26 protein-coding genes are annotated in these 23,201 nt (G+C 30.6%); 22 read left to right on the forward strand and 4 right to left on the reverse strand.

The genetic code is table 11. The features are described 5' to 3' along the window. The first annotated feature begins 66 nt into the window (after nucleotides 1-66). The 14 genes from E0K96_RS09600 to E0K96_RS09665 all read left to right on the forward strand — a co-directional run bounded on the left by E0K96_RS09600 (nucleotide 67) and on the right by E0K96_RS09665 (nucleotide 12,714). Nucleotides 67-1,248, forward strand: coding sequence for an ATP-grasp domain-containing protein (locus E0K96_RS09600; protein WP_168082820.1), 1,182 nt, complete (start codon nucleotides 67-69; stop codon nucleotides 1,246-1,248). Between the two features lie 10 nt (nucleotides 1,249-1,258). After that, a complete protein-coding gene (locus E0K96_RS09605; RefSeq protein ID WP_087245967.1) occupies nucleotides 1,259-2,014 on the forward strand; it encodes an esterase family protein in 756 nt (251 codons plus the stop codon). Nucleotides 2,015-2,016: 2 nt separating this feature from the next. Beyond that, nucleotides 2,017-3,225 carry an ATP-grasp domain-containing protein gene (locus E0K96_RS09610; protein WP_168082822.1) on the forward strand — a complete coding sequence of 403 codons (1,209 nt, stop codon included), beginning with the start codon at nucleotides 2,017-2,019 and terminating at the stop codon, nucleotides 3,223-3,225. Between the two features lie 234 nt (nucleotides 3,226-3,459). Then, the gene (locus tag E0K96_RS09615) at nucleotides 3,460-4,407 is read left to right on the forward strand and encodes a magnesium transporter CorA family protein (RefSeq protein WP_087245971.1); all 948 of its coding nucleotides are present in this window, start codon (nucleotides 3,460-3,462) and stop codon (nucleotides 4,405-4,407) included. A 91-nt stretch (nucleotides 4,408-4,498) separates the two neighbouring features. After that, a complete protein-coding gene (locus E0K96_RS09620; RefSeq protein ID WP_168082824.1) occupies nucleotides 4,499-5,971 on the forward strand; it encodes a glycoside hydrolase family 1 protein in 1,473 nt (490 codons plus the stop codon). A gap of 2 nt (nucleotides 5,972-5,973) precedes the next feature. Beyond that, on the forward strand, nucleotides 5,974-6,225 hold the full coding sequence (locus E0K96_RS09625; protein WP_168082826.1) for a kinase to dihydroxyacetone kinase: 252 nt from the start codon (nucleotides 5,974-5,976) through the stop codon (nucleotides 6,223-6,225). A gap of 3 nt (nucleotides 6,226-6,228) precedes the next feature. After that, the gene (locus tag E0K96_RS09630; RefSeq protein WP_168082828.1) at nucleotides 6,229-7,155 is read left to right on the forward strand and encodes an AEC family transporter; all 927 of its coding nucleotides are present in this window, start codon (nucleotides 6,229-6,231) and stop codon (nucleotides 7,153-7,155) included. A gap of 119 nt (nucleotides 7,156-7,274) precedes the next feature. Then, on the forward strand, nucleotides 7,275-8,687 hold the full coding sequence (locus E0K96_RS09635; RefSeq protein WP_087245979.1) for an NAD(P)/FAD-dependent oxidoreductase: 1,413 nt from the start codon (nucleotides 7,275-7,277) through the stop codon (nucleotides 8,685-8,687). A gap of 115 nt (nucleotides 8,688-8,802) precedes the next feature. After that, nucleotides 8,803-9,663, forward strand: coding sequence for a bifunctional methylenetetrahydrofolate dehydrogenase/methenyltetrahydrofolate cyclohydrolase FolD (folD, locus tag E0K96_RS09640; protein ID WP_168082830.1), 861 nt, complete (start codon nucleotides 8,803-8,805; stop codon nucleotides 9,661-9,663). Further along, complete coding sequence (locus E0K96_RS09645) at nucleotides 9,653-9,853, forward strand: DUF951 domain-containing protein (protein ID WP_087246047.1); 201 nt, start codon at nucleotides 9,653-9,655, stop codon at nucleotides 9,851-9,853. Before folD ends, E0K96_RS09645 begins: the two co-directional genes overlap by 11 nt. Then, nucleotides 9,834-10,304 (forward strand): GNAT family N-acetyltransferase, encoded by a 471-nt coding sequence (locus tag E0K96_RS09650; RefSeq protein WP_168082832.1) that lies wholly within the window; start codon nucleotides 9,834-9,836, stop codon nucleotides 10,302-10,304. Before E0K96_RS09645 ends, E0K96_RS09650 begins: the two co-directional genes overlap by 20 nt. Before the next feature lie 12 nt (nucleotides 10,305-10,316). Beyond that, nucleotides 10,317-10,718: a secondary thiamine-phosphate synthase enzyme YjbQ gene (locus E0K96_RS09655; protein WP_168082834.1), complete on the forward strand. Its 402-nt coding sequence runs from the start codon at nucleotides 10,317-10,319 to the stop codon at nucleotides 10,716-10,718. Nucleotide 10,719: 1 nt separating this feature from the next. Further along, nucleotides 10,720-11,301, forward strand: coding sequence for a GNAT family N-acetyltransferase (locus E0K96_RS09660; RefSeq protein ID WP_168082836.1), 582 nt, complete (start codon nucleotides 10,720-10,722; stop codon nucleotides 11,299-11,301). A 72-nt stretch (nucleotides 11,302-11,373) separates the two neighbouring features. Continuing rightward, a complete protein-coding gene (locus tag E0K96_RS09665; protein WP_168082838.1) occupies nucleotides 11,374-12,714 on the forward strand; it encodes an MATE family efflux transporter in 1,341 nt (446 codons plus the stop codon). A 107-nt stretch (nucleotides 12,715-12,821) separates the two neighbouring features. Here the strand turns inward: E0K96_RS09665 and E0K96_RS09670 are convergent, their stop codons facing one another. Genes E0K96_RS09670 through E0K96_RS09680 form a run of 3 tightly spaced genes read right to left on the reverse strand, consistent with a single transcriptional unit; the run spans nucleotide 12,822 to nucleotide 14,598 of the window. Beyond that, nucleotides 12,822-13,664: a DegV family protein gene (locus tag E0K96_RS09670; RefSeq protein WP_168082840.1), complete on the reverse strand. Its 843-nt coding sequence runs from the start codon at nucleotides 13,662-13,664 to the stop codon at nucleotides 12,822-12,824. After that, nucleotides 13,645-14,085, reverse strand: a complete 441-nt coding sequence (locus tag E0K96_RS09675) for a MarR family transcriptional regulator (RefSeq protein WP_087304663.1) — start codon at nucleotides 14,083-14,085, stop codon at nucleotides 13,645-13,647. The genes E0K96_RS09670 and E0K96_RS09675 overlap by 20 nt, the downstream gene beginning before the upstream one ends. A 51-nt stretch (nucleotides 14,086-14,136) precedes the next feature. Next, the gene (locus E0K96_RS09680; protein ID WP_240924490.1) at nucleotides 14,137-14,598 is read right to left on the reverse strand and encodes a phosphatase PAP2 family protein; all 462 of its coding nucleotides are present in this window, start codon (nucleotides 14,596-14,598) and stop codon (nucleotides 14,137-14,139) included. Nucleotides 14,599-14,827: 229 nt separating this feature from the next. On the opposite strand from E0K96_RS09680, the gene E0K96_RS09685 reads away from it, so the two are divergent. Continuing rightward, a complete protein-coding gene (locus tag E0K96_RS09685; RefSeq protein ID WP_168082844.1) occupies nucleotides 14,828-15,514 on the forward strand; it encodes a hypothetical protein in 687 nt (228 codons plus the stop codon). 214 nt (nucleotides 15,515-15,728) lie between these two features. Further along, a complete protein-coding gene (locus tag E0K96_RS09690; protein WP_168082846.1) occupies nucleotides 15,729-16,172 on the forward strand; it encodes an Hsp20/alpha crystallin family protein in 444 nt (147 codons plus the stop codon). A gap of 160 nt (nucleotides 16,173-16,332) precedes the next feature. Here the strand turns inward: E0K96_RS09690 and E0K96_RS09695 are convergent, their stop codons facing one another. Continuing rightward, nucleotides 16,333-16,653, reverse strand: a complete 321-nt coding sequence (locus tag E0K96_RS09695) for a putative heavy metal-binding protein (protein WP_168082848.1) — start codon at nucleotides 16,651-16,653, stop codon at nucleotides 16,333-16,335. 125 nt (nucleotides 16,654-16,778) lie between these two features. On the opposite strand from E0K96_RS09695, the gene ychF reads away from it, so the two are divergent. From ychF to E0K96_RS09725, 6 genes are all read left to right on the forward strand, one after another. Beyond that, entirely contained in the window at nucleotides 16,779-17,879 is a 1,101-nt protein-coding gene (gene ychF, locus E0K96_RS09700) for a redox-regulated ATPase YchF (protein ID WP_168082850.1), read from the forward strand. Next, nucleotides 17,879-18,607: a class B sortase gene (gene srtB / locus E0K96_RS09705; RefSeq protein WP_168082852.1), complete on the forward strand. Its 729-nt coding sequence runs from the start codon at nucleotides 17,879-17,881 to the stop codon at nucleotides 18,605-18,607. Before ychF ends, srtB begins: the two co-directional genes overlap by 1 nt. Before the next feature lie 209 nt (nucleotides 18,608-18,816). Beyond that, nucleotides 18,817-20,817 carry an AAA family ATPase gene (locus tag E0K96_RS09710; protein WP_168082854.1) on the forward strand — a complete coding sequence of 667 codons (2,001 nt, stop codon included), beginning with the start codon at nucleotides 18,817-18,819 and terminating at the stop codon, nucleotides 20,815-20,817. Between the two features lie 124 nt (nucleotides 20,818-20,941). Next, nucleotides 20,942-21,316, forward strand: coding sequence for a DUF3788 domain-containing protein (locus E0K96_RS09715; protein ID WP_168082856.1), 375 nt, complete (start codon nucleotides 20,942-20,944; stop codon nucleotides 21,314-21,316). 62 nt (nucleotides 21,317-21,378) lie between these two features. Then, nucleotides 21,379-21,798 (forward strand): GNAT family N-acetyltransferase, encoded by a 420-nt coding sequence (locus E0K96_RS09720; RefSeq protein WP_168082858.1) that lies wholly within the window; start codon nucleotides 21,379-21,381, stop codon nucleotides 21,796-21,798. 62 nt (nucleotides 21,799-21,860) lie between these two features. Further along, on the forward strand, nucleotides 21,861-23,123 hold the full coding sequence (locus E0K96_RS09725; RefSeq protein WP_087936095.1) for a glycoside hydrolase family 125 protein: 1,263 nt from the start codon (nucleotides 21,861-21,863) through the stop codon (nucleotides 23,121-23,123). The last annotated feature ends 78 nt before the right edge of the window (nucleotides 23,124-23,201 follow it).

The raw sequence follows: 23,201 nt of genomic DNA on the forward strand, positions 1-23,201 counted from the left end.
ATGATTTTTTTTATTTTATTATGTTATAATAGATAAAAGGATATAAAAAAGGGGGAATGTTATCTTATGAATTTTGTATATATATCACCATCCTTTCCAAAAAATTTTTATCAATTTTGTAATCGCTTAAAAAATAATGGAGTTACAGTTTTAGCAATTGCGGATACACCTTATGATAATTTAAGTGAAGAATTAAAGAATTCAATAGATGATTACTATCAAGTATATTCTATGGAAGACTATGATGAAATGGTAAAGGCGATGGGTTATTTTATTTTCCATTATGGACATATAGATTGGTTGGAATCTAATAATGAATATTGGCTTGAACAGGATGCCAAATTGCGTACAGATTTTAATATTACAACAGGTATTCATACAAACCATATTGAAGATATTAAATGTAAATCAAAGATGAAGAAGTTTTATGAAGAAGCAGGAGTCAAAACAGCACGTTATCATTTAGTTACTGATTTTGAATCAGGTTTAAAATTTGTTCATGATGTTGGATATCCTGTTGTAGTCAAACCAGATAATGGGGTTGGTGCAGCAAAGACTTATAAAATTTCTAATCAGGAGGAGTTAGAACGTTTTTATCAGGAAGAACATTTTACACAATATATAATGGAAGAATTTGTTAATGGATTAATTATTTCATATGATGGTATTGCTAATTTAAATAAAGAAATTTTATTTGAAACATCACATGTTTTTCCAAATCCCATTATGGATGTAGTGAATGATCAAAGTAGTATGTATTATTATTCTTTAAGAGAAATACCTTATGATTTGAAACAAGCTGGACAGGCATGTGTGAAAGCCTTTTATACAGCTGGAAGATGTTTCCATATGGAATTCTTTAGATTGTTAGAGGATAAACCTGGGTTAGGTCAAAAAGGAGAGATTGTTGGCTTAGAAGTTAATTTAAGAACACCAGGAGGTTATACTCCTGATATGATGAATTATGCCAATAATATTGATGTTTACCAAATCTATGCAGATATGGTCACAAAAGGGTATAGTGACTATGATCATCAGCGTCCATATCATTGTGTGTATTGTGGAAGAAGAGATGGTATCTCATATTCTCATACACATGAAGACATTGTATCACGTTATCATTTTGATTTGGTTATGTGTGAAAGAATGCCAGATATTTTAAGTGGAGCTATGGGTAATTTTACATATACTGCTCGATTTGAGAATATGGAGCAAGTCAATGAATTCGTTGATTTTGTTTTAGGTTAGGGGTGAGAATATGAAGACAGAATGGTTTAAGGAATATAGCGAATGTTTATTACGTGATATGGAATTTAAGGTTTATGGTCATTCAGGAACACCAATTCTGGTTTTTCCAGCACAAAATGGAAGATTCTTTGACTTTGAAAATTTTGGTATGGTGCATACAGTAGAGCACCTGATTGATGCAGGACGAATTCAACTATTTTGTTGTGATAGTATTGATCAAGAATCTTGGTCAGCTGAAGGGATGGATAATGGACATAGAACATATATGATGGAACAGTGGTTCTATTATATCGTTAATGAATTGGTTCCAAGAATTTTAGAAATTAATTCTTATGGTCGTGATGGTCAGTATGCAGATGGCATTTATACAACAGGTTGTTCAATGGGGGCAACTCATGCAGTGAATTTCATGTTCAGAAGACCGGATATTTTTAAAGGTACCATTGCTTTGAGTGGATATTATGATAGTGATTTGTTTTTTGGAGATTATCATGATGATATTCTTTATCGTAATTCACCAATTCAATATCTTCATGGTATGAGTTATGACCATCCTTATGTTGAGATGTATCGTCATTGTCGTATTGTTTTATGTTGTGGGCAAGGAGCATGGGAAGATGATATGATTAGAAGTACATCACGTATGAAAGAACTTTTAGAATATAAAGATATCCCAGCATGGATTGATTTTTGGGGTCATGATGTGAATCATGATTGGGATTGGTGGCAAGTTCAATTCCCATATTTTGTAGAAAGGGTTATATAATAATGAATGTTATCTTTATATCACCACATTTTCCAGATTATTTTTACAATTTCTGTGACCGATTAAAAGTCAGAGGAGTTCGTGTTTTGGGAATCGGTGATGCGAATTATGAAAACTTGCCATATCATACAAAACTTGCCTTAACAGAATATTATCGTGTAGATGACTTAGAAAATTATGACAGTGTATACAGAGCCTGTGCTTATTTTACATGGCATTATGGAAAAATTGATTGGATAGAATCTCAAAATGAATATTGGTTAGAATTGGAAGCAACATTAAGAAATGAATTTAATGTCACAACAGGAACCAAAATACAAAATCTATCACCAATGAAATACAAATCAAAAATGAAAGAAGTCTATCAAAAGATTGGGATACCAACTGCCAGATATCGAAAAGTTGATGATTACCTTGCGACAAAAGCATTTGCGAACAAGGTAGGATATCCAGTTATTGTTAAACCTGATAATGGTGTGGGTGCTAGTTCAACATATAAATTGAAAAATGATGATGAATTAGATTATTTCTTTGCGACAAAGCCATCTTATATTCAATTTATTATTGAGGAACTTGTTCCTGGTCATGTTGAAACATTTGATGGAATTACTGATAAAGATAAAAATATTTTGATTTGTTCATCACATGTCATGTTGAATTCTATAATGGATAATGTGAATGAATTAAGTGATACTGCTTTTTACTCACAACCAGTTGAAGGATTGGATTTATATGAAATCGGAAAAAAGGTTGTAGAAGCTTTTGATACAAGAAGTCGTTTTTATCATTTTGAATTCTTTAGATTAGATGAAGATAAAGAAGGATTAGGAAAAAAAGGAGATATTGTTGGATTAGAAGTCAATATGAGAGCACCTGGTGCTTATATGCCTGATATGATTGATTTTGCATATAATGTCGATGTTTATACAATATGGGCTGATATGATTAAATATAATCAGTGTTTCTATGATATTCATCGTGAATATTGGGTAGCATATACAGGTCGTAGAGAAGGAATATGGTATATGCATAATTATGACCAGATTAGAGAAACTTATGGACAAAATATAGCATTAGAAACAGATGTTCCAGAATCATTAAGTGGAGCAATGGGTAATCATGTCTTTATTGTGAAATCTAAATCAAAAGAAGAACTCTTTGAAATGATTCGTTATATTTTAAAAAGAGAAGATGGAACAGATTGGTTTTAATAAAAGAAAGATTTGAATTGAAGGGAAACTTTCGATTTAAATCTTTTTTATAAAAAACAAAAAAATTACAAATGAAAGGCTTTTATATCAGACATTTTATGTTATAATGGCAAAGGAAAGAAAGAAGGTGTTATTATGTCTCCGGAGCCGGATGAAGATACGAAATTAACAATAAAACAAAGCATAACAGGAGACATAATTGATATTCTCCTGTTATAGAAGAGGAGGATAAAAATGATCGAATTTTACAAAACTTTTGGAACAGAAACAAAAAAAGTCGAAACATTAGAAACAGGATGCTGGATTAATGTTGTTTCACCTACAGAAGAAGAAAAACAATTTTTAATTAATGATTTGGGAATTGTTCCTGAATTTGTGCAAGCGTCATTAGATGAAGAAGAAAGTTCACATATTGATTTTGATGATGATTACAATCAGACATTAGTCATTGTCGATTATCCAAGTGCAGAAGAAACTGAAGGAAAATACGATAAAATGACTTTACAATATACAACATTACCATTAGGTATTGTTTTAATGAAAGGATATATTATTACAATTTCATTATATGAGAATTTAAATATTGAAGATATGGCAACAGGTAAAGTCAAGGGTATTCATACAGAAATGAAGACGAGATTTTTATTAAAGCTTCTTTTAAGAATTTCTCAAAGATATTTGATTTATTTACGTCAAATTGATCGATTATCATCTTTGACTGAACAAAAACTTCATAAATCAATGCAAAATAAAGAACTTATTCAAATGCTTGGATTAGAAAAATCATTAGTTTATTTTTCAACATCATTAAAAACTGATGAAATTACTTTGAATAAGATCATGCGTGGAAAATCTATTAAACTTTATGAGGATGATCAGGATTTATTAGAAGATGTTTTAGTAGAAATTAATCAGGCCATTGAAATGTGTAGTATTTATTCAAATATCTTATCTGGAACAATGGATGCTTATGCTTCTGTTATTTCAAATAACTTAAATATTGTTATGAAGGTTTTAACAGTTATCACTATTGTGATGTCAATACCAAATATTATCTTTAGTTTTTATGGAATGAATGTTTCAGGTTTACCAGGACCAGTATGGTGGGTCCCAACTTTGATTGCCGTTATTGCATGTGTTATTGCTTCGTTTATATTTATGAAAAAAGATATGTTTCATTAAGTACATGGAACATATCTTTCTTTTTTTGAAAATTTGAACATTCAATATAAGAAACATGTATAATAAATGAAAAGAGGAGGAGGACAATAATATGGTAAGACAATTTCCAGAAGGTTTTTTATGGGGTGGCGCAACAGCTGCCAATCAGTATGAAGGGGGCTGGAACGAAGGAGGCAAAGGAATCAGTGTTTCTGATTGTGCGAGACATCATTTAGATATTGATGTTCAAGATTATCATGCACAAAATGCCATTACAACAAAAGATATTGAAGATGCATTAAAATCACAGGATGATTCTTTATATCCAAAAAGACATGGAGCAGATGGATATCATCATTATAGGGAAGATATTAAACTCTTTGCCCAAATGGGATTTAAGGTTTATAGAATGTCTATTGCCTGGTCACGTATTTTTCCAAATGGTGATGATCAAGAACCTAATGAAGAAGGTTTAAAATTTTATGATGATGTTTTTGATGAATGCTTAAAATATGGTATCGAACCATTAGTGACAATGTCACACTATGAACCACCATTAAATATAGTTTTAAATTATAATGGATGGGCATCAAGAGAAGTTGTGGATATGTTTGTCAAATATGTGGAAGTCATCTGTGAAAGATATAAAGATAAAGTCAAATATTGGTTAACATTCAATGAGGTAGATTCAATGATTAGACATCCTTATACAACAGGAGGACTTGTTGAAGACCGTTTCCCAGGGCAGAATTTCCAACAGGTTATTTTCCAAGCTATGCATCATCAATTTGTAGCTTCAGCTCTTGCTACAAAGATTTGTCATGAAAAAATTCCTGGTTCAAAAGTAGGTTGTATGTTAACAAAACTGACATATTACCCTTATACTTGTAAACCAGAAGATGTTTTACAGGCACAACAAGATATGAGAAGTACATATTGTTATAGTGATACACAAGTCTTTGGAGAATATCCTGCCTATTTATTAGCTAAATTTAAAAATGAAGGTATTCATATTGAAATGCAGGATGATGACTTAGACATTATGAAAAAATATCCAGTAGACTTTGTTTCGTTTAGTTACTATTCATCAAGTTGTGTCGCAAAAGATGACAAAGGTTTAAAGAAAACTGCAGCCAATACGAATGTGGCAATAAAAAATCCATATATTCCTTCATCTGATTGGGGATGGCAAATTGATCCTATTGGTTTAAGAGTGTCTTTAGTTGATTTATATGATCGTTATAGAAAACCATTATTTATTGTAGAAAATGGTTTAGGAGCTAAAGATGAACTTGTGAATGGAACAGTTGATGATCAATATCGTATTGATTATTTTGATGCACATTTTAGAGAAATGTTGAATGCTATTGAAATAGATGGCGTAGATTTAATGGGATATACATCATGGGGATGTATTGATATTGTCAGTGAATCTACAAAACAAATGAGTAAAAGATATGGATTTATTTATGTGGATTGTGATGATTTAGGAAATGGAACTTATAAAAGATATAAGAAAAAATCTTTTGATTGGTATAAACATGTTATTGAAACAAATGGAGCCTGCTTATTTGAAGGAGAATAAAAATGTTAGAATATAAATTTGATACACAGTTATTAATTGAAGGAAAAAACTTAAATGAAGACGAAATTAATGATTATATTACAGAACATTTTCAGGGAGATTGTTTATTAGCTGTTGGTGATGATGAACTCATTAAAATTCATTTTCATACCAATGAACCATGGCTTGTTTTACAATATGCTGCAACACTTGGAGAAATCTATGATATTGTTGTTGAAAATATGGAAAGACAGGCACAAGGACTAAAAGGATAGATAGTGGATATCAAAGTTATTGTTTTACAGATGATACAATTATTTCTGGTGATTGCTTTAGGGTATCTTTTATTAAAGATCAAGATACTGGATGTAGACTTTAATAAACGTTTAACAACACTTTTGTTGTCGGTCACAACACCAGCATTGATTGTATCTTCTGTTTTATCTACAAATATTGAAAAACAAATATCTGAAATTGTTTTTTTGTTTATTGTAGGAATTGTCATCTTTCTTGTTTTACCTATTTTAGGCTTTTTGATTGTCAAAGTTATGAGAGTTCCTCTTCAACAACAAGGTTTATATATTTTCATGACAATGTTTTCTAATATCGGTTTTATGGGCTTTCCTGTTATGAAATCTATTTTTGGAAATCAAGCCGTATTTTTAACTGCTATTTTTAATATGATTTTTAATTTGCTTGTGTTTACAGTAGGTATTCTTTTTATGAATTATCATTCTGTACAAAAAATAAAAATCAATTTGAAACAGCTTCTTTCACCAGGCGTGATTGCTTCACTTGTGGCTTTGTTTATTTATTTTACAGGTTTACAGGTCCCCAATGTTTTGTCTTCAACGATAACCATGATTGGTGATATTACAACACCTATTGCCATGTTGCTTATTGGCTCAACACTTGCTACGATTCCAGTTAAAGAAGTCTTTACTGAAGTCAGAATATATCCATATACGATTTTAAAACAGATTGTTATTCCAGTTATAGCTTATCCTATTTTAAATGCTTTTATTCGTGATCCTTTAATACTTGGCGTTTCTTTAATTATGCTTGCTATGCCAGTAGGAAATATTGCTGTATTATTTGCAACAGAATATCAAAAAGATGTTGCCTTGGCAGCTAAAGCTGTTTTTATGACAACATTACTTTCTATTGTTACGATTCCAGTGATTGTGGCTTTATTTTTGGCATAAAAAGTTTTATAAATTGATAACATATTTTTATTCTGCGTATTTTATTGACAAGGATAAGTTTTTATGAATATAATAAATGAGGATTATTTAATAATGCCCCAGAAATGAGGCGTTTTTTTATGCAAAAAAATTATGATGTCATTATTGTTGGGGCTGGACCAGCAGGAATTATGACAAGTTATGAATTGTATTTAAAAAATCCAGAATTAAAAGTATTACTTATTGATAAAGGACATGATGTGATGTATAGACATTGTCCTATTAAAGATAAGAAAATTAAAAGTTGTCCACAAATTAAAGAAAATGAACCAGGATGTTTACCTGCTTGTTCAATTACTTCAGGATTTGGGGGAGCCGGTGCTTACTCTGATGGTAAATTCAATATTACCAGTGAATTTGGTGGTTGGCTAACAGATTATTTAGATAATCAGGAAGTTGAAGATGTAATTCATTATGTGGATGAATTGTATTTGAAACATGGTGCAACACGTGAAATTACTGATCCAACGACTGATAAAGTGAAAGAAATTGAAAAACGTGGATATGCTGTTGGATTGAAATTATTACGTGCTAAAGTGCGTCATTTAGGAACTGAAGAAAATTTGAGAATTATGACAGAAATGTCTAATGAACTTAAACAGCATATTGATATGGCATTTAAAACAGCAGTTAAGGATATTCTTGTAGAAGATCATCATGTTAAAGGGATTGTTTTAGAAAATGGTGAAGAAATTTATGCTCCTCATGTTGTGTTAGCTCCTGGAAGAGATGGTTCAACATGGTTAGCCAAAGTGTTTAAACGTCAGGGATTAGAACTTTATAATAATCAGGTTGATATAGGTGTAAGAGTAGAAACAAGTAATATTGTTATGGATGAAATTAATTCTCATCTTTATGAAGGTAAATTTGTATACAATACATCTGTGGGAACTAAAGTCAGAACTTTCTGTTCAAATCCAAGTGGTCATGTTGTTATTGAAAATCATTCAGGGACAATGTTAGCCAATGGACATGCTTATCATGATCCAAAACTTGGAAGTCATAATACCAATTTTGCATTATTAGTTTCACATGTTTTTAGCGAACCATTTAATGAACCTAACGAATTTGCTCATGAGGTTGCTAGACTTGCCAATATGCTATCACATGGAAGCATTATTGTACAACGCTATGGTGATATTAAAAGAGGACGTCGTACAACTGTGAAACGTTTAAAAGAAGGTTATACTGTTCCAACATTACCTGAAGCTGTACCAGGAGATTTAGGGCTTGTGTTACCATATAATACGATGAAATCTATTATTGAAATGATTGAAGCTTTAGATCATGTTACACCAGGAATTGCCAATGAACATACATTGCTTTATGGAGTAGAAGCTAAATTCTATTCAGCAAGACCTAAAGTAAGAGAAGGATTTGAAAGTGAGATTGATGGTCTGTATGTAGGTGGCGATGGTGCTGGACTAACACGTGGATTGGCTCAGGCAGGAGCTAATGGAATCTTAATTGCGAGACATATTTTAAATAAATAAAATGATAACTACAATAAACTCTTTGTATTTATTGTAGTTTTTCTTTTGGGGCTAAAAGTTTACAATTGGTATATTTTCCATTATAATAGAAACAATAATGAGGGGGTAATCATTTATGAACATTGATGGAAAAAAGATTGCAGCAAAGCGAAAAGATGAACTCAAACAAAAGATTGATTTATTAAAAGAAAATGGTCAAAGACTACCAAAATTAACAGTTGTATTAGTAGGTGAAAATCCTGCTAGTCAAACATATGTTCGCAATAAAGATAAAGCATGTGCCTATGTAGGAATGTTATCTGATATTGTGAAACTGGATGAACAGACAACAGAAGAAAAGTTAATGGAAGTGATTCAAAAACTTAATCATGATGATACTGTAGATGGCATCTTGGTACAGTTGCCATTACCACAACATATTCATGAAGACAAAATACTTCATTTAATTGATCCACAAAAAGATGTAGATGGATTTCATCCATCTAATGTAGCTAAACTTGTGTTAGGAGAAAAAGGACTGGTACCTTGTACCCCACAAGGTATGATGGTTTTATTAGATGAAATTCATTATGACTTAACTGGAAAAGAAGTTGTTGTTGTAGGAAGAAGTAATATTGTTGGAAAACCAGTGGCTTTACTTTGTTTGCATAAACATGCCACTGTGACAATTGCACATTCCCGTACAATGAATTTAGCAGCATTATGTCAAAGAGCTGATGTCTTAATAGCGGCAATTGGGCAACCTAAGTTTTTTAATAAAGATTATATTAAAAAAGGTGCTGTGGTGTTGGATGTAGGTATTAATCGTGATGAAAATCATAAATTATGTGGTGATGTTGATTATGAAGATGTCAAAGATCTTGTATCTTATATTACACCAGTGCCTGGAGGTGTAGGACCAATGACAATTGCGATGTTATTGGAAAATACTTATAAAGCTTATCAACAAAGAGAGGAGCACAAAAATGGAATATAATTTAAACGATATTGTTGAAATGAAAAAACAACATCCTTGTAAAAAGTCTAATCAATGGCAAATTATACGTATGGGTGCAGATATCAAAATTAAATGTTTAGGGTGTGGAGCCATTGTTATGTTTTCTCGTCGTGATTTTGAAAAACGTTTAAAAAAGGTTATACCAGCTCATGAAAATACGTCTGATTGAAGAAAAAGATAATAAAGAAGTCGAAAAACTGATTAGAGATTGTCTGATAGAATTTGGTGGTAATAAACCAGGGTGTGCCTGGGAAGATAAAGATTTAGGACAATTTTATCAAGTTTATCAACCTGCTCATAAACAATATCTTGTGGTTGTTGAAAATGATCATGTTGTTGGTGGTTGTGGTATAGGACCAGTGGAAGGCAAAGAAGGTATATGTGAATTGCAGAAAATGTATTGTTATAAGGCGATACGTGGTACAGGCATAGCACAAGAATTATTAAACCTGTCCTTAGATTTTGCAAAGACATACTATCAGCAATGTTATCTGGAAACATTTTCCAATATGATAGCAGCCAATCGTTTCTACTTAAAAAATGGATTTATTCCGTTGAAGCAGCCCCTTATTCAAGGACCACATTATGCTTGTGATAGATGGTATATAAAAGATTTATAGGAGTGATTGAGAATGTTATTTGAACATCAATATCAATTTTCTAAACGTATGCAAATGCATGATATTACTGAAATCGTCAAACAGGATATTAATTACTGCCACATAGATGAAGGAATTGTTGTGGTATACACACCACATACAACGGCTGGAATCACTGTCAATGAAAATGCGGATCCTGATGTTGTCAGAGATATGATCAATGCTTTTGAACGTGCTTTTCCTACAGAACATTTGGATTATCATCATTTTGAGGGGAATTCACATGCCCATATTAAGTCAACTCTTTTTGGCCCAAGTCAGACTTTTATCATTCATCGTGGTCAACTTTTATTAGGAATATGGCAAGGCATTTATCTATGTGAATTTGATGGACCTAGGCAAAGAACTTTTTATGTTAAAATAATGGAGGGCTAAGATGAAAGACTTTTATGAAACTTCAAGACTGATTCTTAGACATTTTCGTATGGGAGATGAACAGGCTTTATATGAATTATTAAGTGATCCTGATGTTAATCGTTTTTTACCTATGTTTCCATTACAGAGTGTCGAGGAAGCAAAAGATTATTTGCAGACGCATTATTTAGATAAATATAAAAATCAAGATGGTTATTATTATGCAATCTGTTTAAAGGAAAATGATAGACCTATTGGATATATTCAAATCAGTGGTGATGAGAGTCATGATTTTGGCTATGCTTTAAGAAAAGAGTTTTGGCATCAGGGAATAGTGAGTGAAGCAGCTTTAAAAATGGTTGAAGAATTAAAAACACCTGATTTGCCATACATTACTGCAACGCATGATGTTTGTAATCCTCATAGTGGAAATGTCATGAAAAAGATTGGTATGAAATATTGCTATTCTTATAAGGAACAATGGATGCCTAAAAATATTTTAGTTACTTTTAGAATGTATCAGTATAATTTTAAAAAGGATGAGGATTTTATTTATTTAAAATATTGGAATAAATATCCTCATCATATTGAAAAAGACATTTAATGTCTTTTTTTTTGTTTCTTGACAAAAAAGGACGATATGTCTAAACTAAAAAACGTTAGGGGAGGGAAAATTGTGGATAAAGATAGAATGGGGTCACAAAAAGTTTTAAGTTTATTGATTGAACTATCTATACCAGCTATGATTGGGATGATTGTTAATGCTATTTATAATATTGTAGATAGAATGTTTATTGGTAATGCTCCAGATTTAGGATCATTAGGTTTAGCAGGAATTACTGTGTCTTATCCAGTGACTTTAATTTTGATGGCATTAAGCTTAATGGCAGGGGTTGGAGGAGCAACACGTTTTTCTATTGCTTTAGGTGCCAAGGAAGATGAAGATGCTCAATATTATCAGGGCAATGCTTTAATGATTACAGTTATCTTTGGTATTGTTTTTATGGTTTTAGGTAATATTTTCATGGATCCTATATTAACTATACTTGGAGCTAGTGAAAAGGTTTTACCTTATGCCAGTGATTATTTGAGTATTATTTTATATGGTGGTGTTTTTCAATGTGTAGCCATGTGTGGAAACAATTTCTCACGTGCCCAAGGAAATGCTAAAAACGCTATGGTTTCACAGCTGTTAGGAGCAGGTTTTAATATTGTTTTTGACTATATTTTAATTGTTCAATTTCATATGGGAATGGAAGGTGCTGCACTTGCGACAATTGGTGGACAATGTTTAAGTATGATATGGCAATTGTCTTTCTTATTTGGAAAAAGAGGAATCATTCCATGTCGTTTATCACATATGAAATTAAAAAAACATTATGCATATATGATCATGAAAACAGGTTTACCAGCCTTTTTAATGCAATTATCAACAAGTGTTTTAAATATTGTTATTAATGGAACATTAGGTTTGTATGGTGGGGATTTAGCTATTTCAACAGTAGGAATTATTACAAGTGTTCAAACACTTATGTTGATGCCATTAACAGGTATGACACAAGGACAGCAGCCTATTATTAGTTATAATTATGGTGCTAAGAATTATCATCGTGTTAAAGAAACATTAAAGTATACGATTATAGGTTCTAGTATTCTTTCTTGTTTAGGATTTTTAGTGATTCAATTATTCCCATCAATGATTATTTCTATATTTAATCAAGAGCCAGCAATTATTGAATTAGGAAATAGTGCTTTACGTATTTGGTTTATTTGTTTACCATTAGTTGGATGTCAAACAATGTGTGCCAATTTCTTTCAGGCAATTGGAATGGTTAAACAATCCAGCTTTCTTAATTTATTAAGACAATGCTTATTATTGATACCATTGATCTTAATTCTTTCTTGGATTTTTGGATTATATGGTGTCTTTATTGCTGTACCAATTGCAGATTCCATAGCATTTATCATTACAATGTATCTTATTCAAAGACGTTTAAAGACTTTTGTTGTTGCATAAAGAGAAAGTATGATTTTTATGATCATACTTTTTTGATTATATTCAATATAATAAAAAGTATTGATTATCATAGCTATCATCTATGACAATCAATACTTAGGGATGATTTATTGTTTTTTTACGTAAGCAATTAAACGGGCTCCAGGACCAGCATGTGTACCAATAACCGGTCCAACAATACCATGTAATGTTTCACCAAAATGTAAAGTTTTCCTTAATGTATTTTCAAACTTATCTAAACCATCAGATGAGCCAGTATATCCGATACAGATAGGTTCATCTAAATCCATTTCACCATCTTGTTGAATTAAGTCAATAATTTTAGCAGTAGCTTTTTGAGTTCCTCTAGCTTTCGCAAATACTTCTAATTTACCTTTATCAAAACCAATAATAGGTTTGAATTTTAAAAGCGTTCCTGCTGTTGCGGCTGTTCTTGATAAACGTCCACCTTTATATAAATATTCTAATGTATCTACAAAAGCAAATAAGCGAATACGATGTTTATATGCTTCTAAAAATGTATAGAGATCTTGAGCATTCATACCTTCATTTCTTAATGCAACTGCTTTTAATATAAGCAATCTTTGCATTTGTGTTGTTCCTAAGCTATCAATCACATAAATATCATCATAATCAACTAAATCTTTTGCAAGATTAGCACTTTGATATGTTCCACTAATAACACTAGACAAAGTTATAACAATAACACTATCATTGTTGTTTTTTGCTGTTTCATACAAATCAACAAAGTCTTGTGGTGATGGTTGTGATGTAGATGGTAATGTTTGACTATTAACTAATAAATCATAAAATTCTTCTGGTTGTAAATCAATACGGTCTTTATATTCTTTTCCATCAATAATGACTTTTAAAGGCACAACTTCAATATTGAGTTCCTTTGCATATTTTAAATCAATATCAGATGTAGAATCAGTAATTATTTTTATCATTTTTCTTTTCCTCCGTCATAAATATTCTAATTGTACGAAGCATTTTCTCTAAAGATTTCACTTCTTCTTTACTAAACAGTTTTTCAATTTCTTTAAGGGCTTTTTTAATATAATGATCATTTTCACGATAAAACTCCAAGAATTTACTTGTAACTTTTAAATGATAAGATCGTTTATCTTCTTGACTGACTGTTTTATTTAAATATCCTTTTTCTACCAATTGATTGACTTTATATGTAGCATTAGGCTGTGAAATCCCCATATATTTAGCATATTCTAAAATAGTGGGTTCACCTAACATATAAATAATATCTAAGCTAAATGCTTCTTGCATTGTGAGTTCTTTAGAAGTTGCACACATAGATGAATAAAAATTCATTTTGAATATATTATAAACAGCCTGAAATTCCTGACTTAGCATATAACCTCCTCATAAATACTTAAAATATTTTAAGTATAGTATAAATTATTTTTAATGAAAGTCAATTATAAAACACAGAATTGCAATGATAATTGCTGCAAAAATATCACTTATATGATGGACCCCACTTAAAATACGTGTTAAACTGACAATCAATGCAATGATACATGCAAAAACGCCAATATAAAAATGAGCATAAAAACATACAAAAGCAATAATACAGGCACTAACAGTATGACGACTTGGAAAAGATTCGCCATGTTTATGACCTCTTAAGGGTTGAATATCCATATGATCATAGGGACGGGGACGATTCACTATTTTTCTAAAAACCGTCACAATCACAAAAGCTATACATGGTCTTAGAATGGCATCTATCAAATAAGGACTGTGAATATACCATAAATAGATCAAGACACATGGATATAAGATAAACGTTACATAAGGACAATATTGTGTTAAAAAAATAATGATTTTTTCTAAACGAGGACGTTGTCTTATATACGCTAACATGGACTGATAAAAACATTCCAAAGCTCTCACCCTTTCTTTACCATTATATCGAAAATATGTGATGAAAACAAATAAAATAAAAATTTTAAAAGATAAGTGCAATGATATTTGTAGATTATACAAAATACACTGACGAATAAATAGAAAATAGTGTAGAGTCGTGTCATTGAAGGGATTATTTGAAATTGATATAATGTAAATAGAGTATGATTGATGGAGATAGGACATAATGAAAATCACAGGAACGAAAAGTTATATACAAATTGAAGATGATAATGGCAATATAGCAAGATTTGATGGTGAAGTTTGTTTCAATGATTTTTATGCATGGGCTGATTCAATCTGTTGGATTAAACATCAAGGAGAAATAACGGATCAGGATAGAATTCATTTGATTTATCAGGCAACACAATATGGGAAGGATCATGATATCAAGATATTGTTCTTTGATAATGATAATAAAGTCATGTTTGAAGCAGAGCTTGGATTGAAAACGGAAGTTTATTGGGCTAAAAACGATCTTATCTTTATAGCTGTTATTTTGTTGTCAATGATTTTTCCAATCGTGTTTATTGCTGTGTTAGATGTTGTGAGTTCAATGTTTTTATTTGCTTTGAGTGTGGGTGCCATCATTTTTGTAAGTCCCTTTATCTTGTGGGGAATTTCTATATGTAGATTCCAGATGATTGCTAAGGGAGATGATATAAAGATGAGACCAGTCATAGGGACAAGCTATACATTTCCTGTAACAGAAATAACAAGAGTTGAAAGAAAGGTAAAAAATGTATATGGATGGCAAGAATGTGTTAAGATTGTGATTTATATAAAAAATAAAAAAATAACACTTCGTCGAAGTATGATAGGGTTTGATGACATGGATGCCTATCTTTTGCGACATGTTGATCATATTATATAAAAATATATCTTTGATATGATTTGATAAAGTATGATAAGAGGCTGTTTATAGTTTAAAAATGTTTTTAGCACTCTGGTATTGACAGTGCTAAATGATAGGTATATAATAATATCAGAAATAAGGAAAGAGAATAAAAAAGGCATTCCTTACTTCTCATATCAAACATTGTTCATTCTCTAACAATGCTTAGAATTATTCATAAGAGGTGATATATATGTTAATGCCTAGTATTTTTGGAGAAAGTTTATTTGATGACTGGTTTGATGATTTTGACAAGGAATTCTTTGGAAAGAAAAATCCATTGTATGGAAAACATTCAAGAAATGTGATGAAGACAGATGTCAGAGAAATGGAAGGAACATATGAATTGGATGTGGATCTTCCAGGCTTCAAGAAAGAAGATGTGGAATTGACATTTGACAATGGCTATTTGACAATCTCAGCTAAAAAGAGCTTAAATAAAGATGAGAAGAATAAAGAAGGACAATATATCCGACAGGAAAGATATGCAGGAAGCATGAGTCGAAGCTTCTATGTGGGAGAAAGTGTACCACAAAGTGATATCAAGGCTAAATTTGAAGATGGAGTCTTGAGAATATCAATACCAAAACAGGATATGAAAGTCATCGAAAACAACAATACAATTACGATTGAATAAGCAGGGTTAAAACAACCCTGCTTTACATATTCTTAAACAAAATTTTATATAAAATGATAGTAAGCTCATGAAAAAGAGCATATATTAAGGACAGTTATCAGGTTTTCTCTCCACAATAACATTCTTTATACTGATAACCAAGTGGGTTAACCACTTTTTTTTATTGTACAACTACCGCTGTGCCAGATACAGTCACCATTAACATACCATTATCAGCACCTAAAACTTCATAATCAACATCAATTCCTACAACGGCATTTGCACCTTTTTGATAAGCACGTTCTTCTAACTCTCTTAATGCATTTTCTCTAGCTTCTAACAATTCATTTTCATATGTGGCAGATCTTCCACCAAAAAAATTAGATAATCCTGCAGTAAAGTCTTTTATAAAGTTAATACCAGAAATAACCTCACCAAAAACAATACCTTTGTATTCGATAATTTCTTTTCCTTCAACAGAAGGTGTTGTTGTTAAAATCATATAATCGCCTCCTTACTTTTAAAATATCATATTTGTTTGGAAAAGATGTGTATTTTACAGTTAATAAGATTGCCTTTTTGATTATTTTTCGCTAAAATGGAATGGAGTTAAGGAGTGATGAAAAAATGGCATTAACAGCCGGTATTGTAGGACTTCCTAATGTAGGTAAGTCAACATTATTTAATGCAATTACAAATGCACAGGTCGAAGCTGCCAACTACCCATTTGCAACAATTGATCCAAATGTGGGAGTGGTAGAAGTCCCTGACTTTCGATTAGATGAATTAACAAAGATTTTTAATCCTAAAAAAACAATTCCAACGACTTTTGAATTTACTGATATAGCAGGTCTTGTTAAAGGGGCAAGTCGTGGAGAAGGACTAGGAAATAAGTTTTTAGCAAACATTCGTGAAACAGATGCGATTTGTGAAGTTGTTCGTTGTTTTAGAGATAAAGACATTACACATGTTGATGGAGATGTTGATCCTGTAAGAGATGTTGAAACAATCAATTTAGAATTGATTTTTGCAGATTTAGAAACAGTTGAAAAACGTATTGGAAAAATTGAAAAGAAAGCAAAATCAGGTGATAAAGAAGCCAAAGCTGAAATGGATGTTTTAGCACCATTAAAAGAAACTTTAGAAGCAGGAAAACCAGCAAGAGTGATGACTTTTTCAAAAGAAGATATGGATATTGTCAAACAATACACATTATTAACAATGAAACCATTAATTTATGTGGCTAATCTTGGTGAAGAAGACTTAGAAAATCCTGAAAGTAATCCATATTATGTTGCATTAAAGGATTATGCAACCAAAGAAAATTGTGATGTTGTTCCTATCTGTGCCAAAATTGAAAGTGAACTAGTTGGACTTGATAAAGAAGAAAAACAGATGTTTTTAGATGATTTAGGGATTGATGAAAGTGGTTTAGATAAATTAATTAAAGAAGCTTATGCTTTATTAGGTTTAAATACTTTCTTTACTGTTGGAGCTGATGAAGTTAGAGCATGGACATTTAAAAAAGGAATGTTAGCTCCAGAAATGGCAGGAATTATTCATACTGATTTCCAAAAAGGATTTATCAAAGCAGAAACATATAGCTATGATGATTTAATGGAATATGGCAGTGAACATGCTTTAAGAGAAGCTGGAAAAATTCGTCAGGAAGGAAAACAATATGTAGGACATGATGGAGATATTATGTTCTTCAAATTTAATGTATAATGAACAAAATAATCAGAAGAATATTACTTTTTATATGTATTTGTGTTTTTCTATTTTCAGCTTTTCAATTAGGAAAAATCTTTTATAATTATTATACAATTGAAAAAGAAAGTGCAGAATTAGTGACTCAATATGTAGAAGAACCAGAAGAAGAAAAAGAAGATCCATTAAAACGTGTTGTTAATTTTGAAGAACTACAAAATATTAATTCTGATGTGATTGGATGGTTATATATTCCTGATACAAAAATTGATGAACCTATATTAAAAGGTGAAAACAATGATACTTATTTATATACAGATTTATATATGAAATCTAATACAGCAGGAAATGTATTTATTGATGAAATTAATTCCAGAGATTTTAGTGATGATAGTACCATCATATATGGTCATAATATGAAAAATGGTTCACGTTTTCATGATTTGAGATACTTTGTTGAAAAAGATTATTTTAATGAACATCAAGATATTTATATCTATTTGCCTGATGGAAGTGTTTATGTTTACCAGGCTGTAGCTTCTACAGTTATTGCCGCAACAAGTGATCTGTATCAAAAAGGTATAGATTATGATTCTTATATGAATCAGGTTAAAAGTGAAGCTTCTGTTTATCAAAACGTAAGTGATGAGCAAGTAAACATGATTATGTTAAGCACTTGTTATTCAGGAACTGAAAATAGATATGTTGTTTATGGACAGTTAAGAGAAAAAGTAAAAAGTGAATAGTCATGAAGAATTATAATCAAGACAAATGGTTATAATTCTTTTTTTATAAAAGACATCTATAAAAAGAGTTGTTTTCATCACATGACAGTCATAGAAAAGGGATACATTATTTTTGGAAAATAATGCAAAATAATAAATTGATTAAATATAAAGAAAACGTTAATAATTTCAAATAGAGTTCATATGATAGAAAGGAAAAGAGGTGTAGTATGCTTACACAATTTCATGAACAGGCACAAAAAGCAATTGTCATAGCTGAAAGTATTGCGTTTGATTTAGGACATAGTCATGTAGGAAGTGAACATCTTTTATTATCATTATTAAAGATGAAAGATATACCTATGACAAAGATGTTAAAATCTTATCATGTTGATGATGAAGTCATATATAAGGATATTGTAAGGTTGTTTGGTGAAAAGGATATTCAACCTTTTTATATGGAATATAGTGATATTGTCAAAAAGATATTAGAAGAAGCTATCAATATCACACGTGAAAGAAAAGAGTCAAAAGTCAGTTTAAATATATTGTGCTTAGCTTTACTTTCACAAAAAGAAAGTGTTGCTGTTGAATTGTTAAATAAATATCATGTTTCTTTTGATCAGATTAAAGAAGAACTGAGTCAAACCAGATCATTACTCTATGAATTAGATAAAATTCATGAACTTGTAAATTTTAATGAATTAGTCAAAAAAGAAAATAGATTAATGATAGGGAGAAATCAGGAATTAGAACAACTTTTTTTAACATTATGTAAAAAAGAAAAAAATAATGTTTTATTGATTGGAAAAGCTGGTGTGGGTAAAACGGCTCTTGTTGAAAAATTAGCTTATAAAATCAATCACAAGGAAGTTCCAAAGCTTTTACAAAACAAAGTTATTTATGAACTCAGTTTGTCGAGTATTGTTGCAGGGACAAAATATAGAGGAGAATTTGAAGAAAAGTTTAAGAAGATTATTGATAAAGTGATTCAAGCAAAAGATGCCATTTTATTTATTGATGAAATTCATAATTTAATTGGTGCAGGAGGAGCAGAGGGAGCTATTGATGCTTCTAATATTTTAAAGCCTTTTCTAGCTAGAAAAGATTTAACTCTGATTGGGGCAACAACTATCGAAGAATATTATAAATACTTTGAAAAAGATCAAGCTATGAACAGACGTTTTTCCATACTCAAAATAAACGAGAATACAAAAGAAGAAACAAAAGATATTCTTTTAGGTTTAAAACAACAGTATGAAAATTATCATCATATTGATATACCTGATGAACGTATTGATGAAATCATTAGTCTTTGTGATCAATATTTATTATCACGTGTTTTTCCTGATAAAGCTTTAGATGTTTTAGATTTATCATGTGTCAAAGCAACTTTCCAACAAGATCAGACTTTACAGTCACAACATATTGAAAAGGTTATTGAAGAAATTTCAGGAGCAAGTCTTCAAAATCATTCTTATCAAGATATTGAAACTTCATTAAATCATCATATTATTGGACAACAGAGGGCTATACATCAACTTATTGAATCTTTAGAGTCCTTAGCACAGTTTCCCCATCCTCATAGACCTAAAGGTGTTTATCTGCTGACAGGGAGCAGTGGCATTGGAAAAACAGAAACAGCTAAATTTTTAGCAGAAACCATGCATAAACATTTTATTAAATTAGATATGTCTGAATATAGTGATACAACGAGTGTCAATAAGATTATTGGTTCATCGCCAGGATATGTTGGTTATGACCAGCAATCGACTTTATTTCATGATATGATTTTATATCCTGATAGTATTTTATTATTAGATGAAATAGAAAAAGCCAATCCACAAGTTATGCATTTATTTTTACAAGTCTTTGATGAAGGTGTATTAAAAGATAATCATCATCATATCATTTCATTTAAAGATACCATTATTATCATGACTTCTAATGTCACAAAACAAAATCAATCTATTGTTGGTTTTAAAAAGAAACTTCCTTCATATCAACATTTAGAGTCTTATTTTTCAAAAGAATTCTTAAATCGTATTGATGAAATTATTGAATATCAAACATTACAAAAACAACATCTACAACAAATTTTAAAAAATCAGACACCAATCCCACTTACCGAGAGTATGATGGAAGATATTTTAAAAGATTATGATGTCAATCAAGGAGCAAGAACATTATTAAAACAGATGAAAAAATATCTTGTTTCTAAAAATAGATAATGATAGATACTGAGTGCTATTGATAAAAATAGCACTTTTTTGTAGATTCTTTTATTTTGATGAATGTTTTCATTTAGCATTTGATGTGGTATGGTAATGATATAGAAAAGAAAAGAGGAAGATTATGTTAGATAGAAAAGATAGTCAATCCATGCCAACACAGCAAGATATGAGTCAATATATTCATAATCCATTATGGGACTTGTTTTATCAATATATGATAGATCAATACCATATCACACCAAAATATGAATTTAGTAAATGTAGCTGGGAGTATGGCTGGAATATCAAAATGAAAAAAAGTCAAAAAACGTTATGTACGATTTATCCTAGAGAAAATTATTTTACTGTTATGGTTGTTATTGGAAAGAAAGAGAAAGACAGTTTTGAACAAATACTACCAACATTACACAGTAACATACAAAATATTTATGCAAATACACAAGAAGGAAATGGACAAAAATGGTTAATGATTGATTTAGAAGATGATAATAAATAATATGAAGATATCAAGACAATCATCAATATAAAAGTTTGTGGAAAGTAAGAGGTAAAATAAAAATGTTCATTTATGAAGAAAATACATTAAATATTGAAGATATTAAAAAGATAAGAGAAGGTGTACAATGGAGAATGTTGACTGATCATCAATTACAACAGGCTTTAGATATGACAGTTTATAGTATTGTTGTTAAAGATCATGGACATTCTATTGCAATGGGAAGATTAATAGGTGATGGCATTTATTATCTGATTTGTGATGTGGCAGTTCTCCCAGACTATCAGCATCAGGGAATAGGGACAAAAATTATTCAATGTATGATTCAATATGTCCAATCCCATTTAAAAAAAGGTGAACGCTGTTCTCTTCAATTAATTGCCGCAAAAGGAAAAGAGAGTTTTTATGAAAGTTTAGGTTTTTCATTACTCCCTAATGATTTATCAGGACATGGCATGCAGATGTTTATAAAGAAAAAATAATACATATTTAGAAATGGAAAAGAGACTATCTTTTATATAAAATGAATAGGAGGAGGGATAGTATGAATAGAACAGAAATAATGCAAAAAGCTGATGATGTGATCAAAGATCAGAAATTAAGAGAAATGTTTAAAAAATGTTTTATGTCAACTTTAGAAACAAGTTTAAAAGTTGAAGGAGATAAGACTTATATTATTACGGGTGATATTAATGCTATGTGGTTACGTGATTCAAGTTGTCAGGTGAATCATTATTTAAAATTAATGAAAGATGATCAGGATCTACAAAATAAAATCAAAGGATTAATTCGCTCACAAATAGAATATGTTTTATTGGATCCATATGCTAATGCTTTTTTAAATACGGAAGATGTTCCAAGAGAATATCATGATACAACAATTATGAAACCATATGTCTGGGAAAGAAAGTTTGAACTTGATTCATTATGTTATCCAGTCAAACTCGCTTATCAATATTACAAAGAAACAAATGATACAACTATTTTTGATAAACAGTATCTTTATTTTATTCATACGATTTTAGATGTTTTTGAAACTGAACAGTATCATAGTCAGAAATCTTCTTATACTTTTGAAAGAGATATGGCGAAAGTATGGAATTTAAGAAAAACAGAAACATTACAAAATCATGGACATGGATTTGATACAAGATATACAGGAATGGTATGGAGTGCTTTTCGACCTAGTGATGATGCCTGTGCTTTGAATTACAATATTCCAGGAAATATGTTTTGTAGTGTTATTTTATCTTATTTAGTAGAGATTGTACGTGATCTTTATCAGGATGAACGTCTTGTAGAACGTATTATTGATTTGAAGTTCCAGATTGATTATGGTATTGAATTATTTGGAACATATCTTCATCCAAAATATGGCAAAATTTATGCCTATGAAACAGATGGATATGGAAATCATATTTTAATGGATGATGCCAATGTACCAAGCTTATTATCTTTACCATATTTAGAATATTGTCATGAAGATGACCCGATTTATCAAAATACAAGACGTTTTATTTTAAGTGAAGATAATCCATATTATTATGCAGGAAAAAAAGCCAAAGGCATTGGTTCTCCACATACATGGGAAAACTATATTTGGCCAATTGCATTGACAATGCAAGCTTTAACATCTACCAATCAACAAGAAATTCAAACACTTATTGATATGATTGTGAATAATACAGGTGATACAGGATATTGTCATGAAAGTTTTGATGTCAATGATGATAGTCAATATACAAGACCATGGTTTTGTTGGGCGAATTCATTGTTTGCAGAACTGATTATGAAGGTCTATTTCTAAGAGGTAACAACCTCTTATTTTTTTGTGGAAATCTGTAAAAATATTACAGGTTTTGTAATTCTCATCTGAAAGTGCTTT

This window comes from Massilimicrobiota sp. SW1139, assembly GCF_012027715.1.
Classification (GTDB): domain Bacteria; phylum Bacillota_I; class Bacilli_A; order Erysipelotrichales; family Coprobacillaceae; genus Allocoprobacillus; species Allocoprobacillus merdigallinarum.

Excerpts from the sequence above, each read along its gene's own strand:
- srtB (WP_168082852.1), top strand. The coding sequence starts at position 17,879 with ATGAACAAAATAATCAGAAGAATATTACTTTTTATATGTATTTGTGTT.
- E0K96_RS09600 (WP_168082820.1), top strand. The coding sequence starts at position 67 with ATGAATTTTGTATATATATCACCATCCTTTCCAAAAAATTTTTATCAA.
- E0K96_RS09695 (WP_168082848.1), bottom strand. The coding sequence starts at position 16,653 with ATGATTTTAACAACAACACCTTCTGTTGAAGGAAAAGAAATTATCGAA.
- E0K96_RS09660 (WP_168082836.1), top strand. The coding sequence starts at position 10,720 with ATGAAAGACTTTTATGAAACTTCAAGACTGATTCTTAGACATTTTCGT.
- E0K96_RS09670 (WP_168082840.1), bottom strand. The coding sequence starts at position 13,664 with ATGATAAAAATAATTACTGATTCTACATCTGATATTGATTTAAAATAT.
- E0K96_RS09625 (WP_168082826.1), top strand. The coding sequence starts at position 5,974 with ATGTTAGAATATAAATTTGATACACAGTTATTAATTGAAGGAAAAAAC.
- E0K96_RS09615 (WP_087245971.1), top strand. The coding sequence starts at position 3,460 with ATGATCGAATTTTACAAAACTTTTGGAACAGAAACAAAAAAAGTCGAA.
- E0K96_RS09675 (WP_087304663.1), bottom strand. The coding sequence starts at position 14,085 with ATGCTAAGTCAGGAATTTCAGGCTGTTTATAATATATTCAAAATGAAT.
- E0K96_RS09715 (WP_168082856.1), top strand. The coding sequence starts at position 20,942 with ATGTTAGATAGAAAAGATAGTCAATCCATGCCAACACAGCAAGATATG.
- folD (WP_168082830.1), top strand. The coding sequence starts at position 8,803 with ATGAACATTGATGGAAAAAAGATTGCAGCAAAGCGAAAAGATGAACTC.
- E0K96_RS09710 (WP_168082854.1), top strand. The coding sequence starts at position 18,817 with ATGCTTACACAATTTCATGAACAGGCACAAAAAGCAATTGTCATAGCT.
- E0K96_RS09685 (WP_168082844.1), top strand. The coding sequence starts at position 14,828 with ATGAAAATCACAGGAACGAAAAGTTATATACAAATTGAAGATGATAAT.
- E0K96_RS09725 (WP_087936095.1), top strand. The coding sequence starts at position 21,861 with ATGAATAGAACAGAAATAATGCAAAAAGCTGATGATGTGATCAAAGAT.
- E0K96_RS09650 (WP_168082832.1), top strand. The coding sequence starts at position 9,834 with ATGAAAATACGTCTGATTGAAGAAAAAGATAATAAAGAAGTCGAAAAA.
- E0K96_RS09655 (WP_168082834.1), top strand. The coding sequence starts at position 10,317 with ATGTTATTTGAACATCAATATCAATTTTCTAAACGTATGCAAATGCAT.
- E0K96_RS09635 (WP_087245979.1), top strand. The coding sequence starts at position 7,275 with ATGCAAAAAAATTATGATGTCATTATTGTTGGGGCTGGACCAGCAGGA.
- E0K96_RS09680 (WP_240924490.1), bottom strand. The coding sequence starts at position 14,598 with ATGTTAGCGTATATAAGACAACGTCCTCGTTTAGAAAAAATCATTATT.
- E0K96_RS09645 (WP_087246047.1), top strand. The coding sequence starts at position 9,653 with ATGGAATATAATTTAAACGATATTGTTGAAATGAAAAAACAACATCCT.
- E0K96_RS09610 (WP_168082822.1), top strand. The coding sequence starts at position 2,017 with ATGAATGTTATCTTTATATCACCACATTTTCCAGATTATTTTTACAAT.
- E0K96_RS09720 (WP_168082858.1), top strand. The coding sequence starts at position 21,379 with ATGTTCATTTATGAAGAAAATACATTAAATATTGAAGATATTAAAAAG.
- E0K96_RS09690 (WP_168082846.1), top strand. The coding sequence starts at position 15,729 with ATGTTAATGCCTAGTATTTTTGGAGAAAGTTTATTTGATGACTGGTTT.
- E0K96_RS09605 (WP_087245967.1), top strand. The coding sequence starts at position 1,259 with ATGAAGACAGAATGGTTTAAGGAATATAGCGAATGTTTATTACGTGAT.
- ychF (WP_168082850.1), top strand. The coding sequence starts at position 16,779 with ATGGCATTAACAGCCGGTATTGTAGGACTTCCTAATGTAGGTAAGTCA.
- E0K96_RS09620 (WP_168082824.1), top strand. The coding sequence starts at position 4,499 with ATGGTAAGACAATTTCCAGAAGGTTTTTTATGGGGTGGCGCAACAGCT.